The following is a 3,064-nucleotide window of genomic DNA, read 5'->3' as shown; positions in this document are numbered from 1 at the left end:
CCAACGAACACCGCTGCCGATCCGGGGTTGTCGTTACGATCCGGTAACCACAAAACGACAGTCACCTCGCCAATCTCTGTCGTTTTTCCCGTCCAAGCCCTTGACATCTGACACATGTGCCAGCGCTTCGAGAGCTGGCGAGATTTAACGGGAGTGAAAACCGCTGCATAGATCGCCACGCCAGAAACTCAGCAGGGAAGCAGTGCCATTTTGACGTGCTGGACGGTTAAGTTGCCGATACCACAGAACCCTTTAAATGAGGAATCGATCTATCTGTAAGAGTATTTGCAACACTACCCTACAAAGGTTGCAATCTATTCGATAAATGCGTAACTCGATACTGAGGGACGGTTACTAGTTCAATATTTTTCCCAGCCTTGGACGATCGCGCTGCCGTTGTGACCTGCCCGAATGCTTCTATGCGCACATCATAGACTGTTTGAGTCTCCCGTTCGGGATGGGAGCATTGAATTTGCACCTCCGCCCATTCTGCGTCCTGAGTCCATAGCTCGGCGAAAGCGCGCGAGCGTTTCAGAGGAATTGACTTTAGGAGCGGGTACAAATATCGTTTAATGCCTCTGAGACCTTTCGATCTAGTGCGACCAGAAATGTCCCGGGAGAGCCAATCCCATCCTTCTTTTTCCCAAAGTGAGCGCTCGGCGATCTGCTCGTGTTTATAGAGTCCAGACCAACCGCGGTAATGCGAACGTAACTTTGATAGATTGCCCTGTCGGTAAATTAATATATCGAGGATCTCGGGTTCCAAATGTCCCCAATAACGACCGTCCGGCAGATCGATTAGCGTGGGAGCAAACTTATGTCCGCCGAAGTGGCTGCAGCGCCAAACCCTTAGCTCTGGCAAGGGATCTATACGGCGCTCGCTTCCTTCAGGATTCCACTCACCGGCATAATCTTCCCTTAATTTCTTATAAATTGGATAGCCAAATCGAGAGCAAGCTACATCAACATTCCCATGAGTACAAATGAGGATTTCGCGAATGTGCCCGCTCTCTTGGCGAAATTCTTGAAAGCTGTCGAGCTCATTAGGTTGTTTCAGCAGATGCCGAAGGATTGCTGTTGCCAGACGTGGAACATCTGCTTCAGGTAAGACAAATTCTTGTTTAGAAAATTGTGCGAACTGTGCTTGAGGGCGCTTGTAGAAGATGACTCGCCCCGATCCTGGTTTAGAGTATTCTAAATCGGGTGCAATTAGTATGGGTCGGATTGCGATTCCCTGCTTGAGAAAGAGTTGTTTGAAAAGTTCGAGTAAGGGTACGATCCGGAGATCTTCTTTGAACGTCTTCTCTGTCCACGGTGGAGCCATTTCTACCACGAGCCAACAATCCACCGTTGCGGCTGTCCCAATAGGATCTTCACCATTGGCTTTGGAAACCTCAGAGCAAAACTGGCAGGTGCTGAAATTCTCTTGCTCTAACATCAGTATTTTTAGGTGTGGACTCGTTCCACGCGCAACGACAACTAATATGAGGCAACTTCTACATCTTAATCAATTTCAATCGTTCTGAGTTTTGGTAGTAAAAAGCCGCCAAGCCCAACGAGCAGAATGCTGACGGAGCAAAGAGTATATAGAATGGCCATGCCGGCACCGGGACCGCTACCAAAACTGCCACCAAGCCAGCCAACCAGCTGCCCTCCTGACATCATAGCCGGCTCGAATAGGCGGTCGGCGAGGGGACCGGCTAGCAATATGGCTATGCCACTGGCCACTTGAGTGACTAGGGAATTAGCAGCAAAGACGCGCCCCTGAATTTCAGGGGAAATTTTATCCATCCAAAGGGCTTCGCGGGAACTACCAAGGAGGGGAAAGTTGAGTGACGAACAAAACTGAGCGGGACCCCAGACCGGGAGAGACCGCCCCAAGCCAAAGATAATTTTGCTCAGTCCAACCCCAATGTATCCTCCCAACATGCCGTAGATGCGGCGTTTGGGGCCGCCCCAAATACTGGTGAGGACGGCTCCGGTAACGCCACCGAAACCAGCCGCAGCGGAGACGGCAGCGAGAGCGCGGGGGTCACCGTCGGTGCGAGCCAAAACCATAGGACTTTGCAGTGCCCCCCCGAAGTCGTGGACGAAGGTGAATAACACCATGACCACTAACAGAACCCTCAGACTGGGCTGTTTCCAGACATGGAGAAAGCCCGTCACAAAGGAATGGTTAGATTGCTGGGAATCGTCGGCTAGGGTGAATTCCGGTTGGGGAATGCGGACGAAGAAAAGGATGACAATAGCCAACATGAAGGTTGCGATATCAATAGTGACGATACCGAAGAGTCCGATCTGGGGATAGAGAATGCCAGCCAGGGCCGGACCGATAATACTCGAGCCATAGGAAACAGCAGCACCCATGCTGCCGGCGCGGGTGTACTGATGCTTGGGGATGAGCAGGGAAAGGGAAGCCTGATAAGCCAGGATTTGAATTTGGCCGAAGCCTCCCACGACCAGACCGATGATGTAGAGGTGCCAAATCTGTAAAGCATGTTCCAGGAAGAGCAAGCCAATGATCGAGGCACAACTAGCAGTGACTGCATCACCAAGGATCATCAGGTGCTTGCGATTGAAGCGGTCTACAACGGAGCCGGCGAAATAGGTTGAGGAGACTTGCGAGACTCGAATGAAGAGGCCAATCAAGGCTAAGGCAGTAGCCGAGCCGGTATTCTCCCAAGCCCAAAGTGTCAGAGAGAAGAAGGTCATGCTACTACCAATCGCCGAGACCAACTGCCCGCACAAAATAATCGTGAATGTTTGCATCAGATGTAGGTTGAGTGCGGCATATGCGACGAGCAGTTAGAGCAGATGGCTGTTATTGCATCTCAGGGCTAATTCTCTAGAAGGAATTGACGCAACTGTTCCAAAACTAGCTCCGTACCGAGGGGACCATTATAGAAATTCCATTCGAAAAATGTTGTAAAGTAAACGCGCCCTGCTTGGCTGGCAGTTAAGGATTGGGCGATCGCGCTATCCGACCACTCCTGTTGAATCCCAGCTAGTTGCTGTTGCCGAATTTCTTGGGTATCCACAGCTTCTTCTGTTAAGGAGGCAATAT

At 50.9% G+C, this 3,064-nt stretch carries 2 protein-coding genes and 1 pseudogene; all 3 read right to left on the bottom strand.

Annotated elements, in window-relative coordinates; translation table 11 throughout:
* Positions 1 to 298 precede the first annotated feature (298 nt).
* Positions 299 to 1,438, bottom strand: coding sequence for a sucrase ferredoxin (locus KR51_RS06635; RefSeq protein ID WP_022606124.1), 1,140 nt, complete (start codon positions 1,436 to 1,438; stop codon positions 299 to 301).
* 65 nt (positions 1,439 to 1,503) lie between these two features.
* On the bottom strand, positions 1,504 to 2,769 hold the full coding sequence (locus KR51_RS06630) for an MFS transporter (RefSeq protein ID WP_022606122.1): 1,266 nt from the start codon (positions 2,767 to 2,769) through the stop codon (positions 1,504 to 1,506).
* A 68-nt stretch (positions 2,770 to 2,837) separates the two neighbouring features.
* Positions 2,838 to 3,064: pseudogene (locus tag KR51_RS06625) on the bottom strand (ABC transporter substrate-binding protein); the annotation flags it as partial.

Origin of the sequence: Rubidibacter lacunae KORDI 51-2 (assembly GCF_000473895.1) — a bacterium.
Lineage (GTDB): Bacteria > Cyanobacteriota > Cyanobacteriia > Cyanobacteriales > Rubidibacteraceae > Rubidibacter > Rubidibacter lacunae.
Note: the sequence above shows the minus strand (reverse complement) of the source record. Positions and strands in the feature narration are given on the sequence as shown.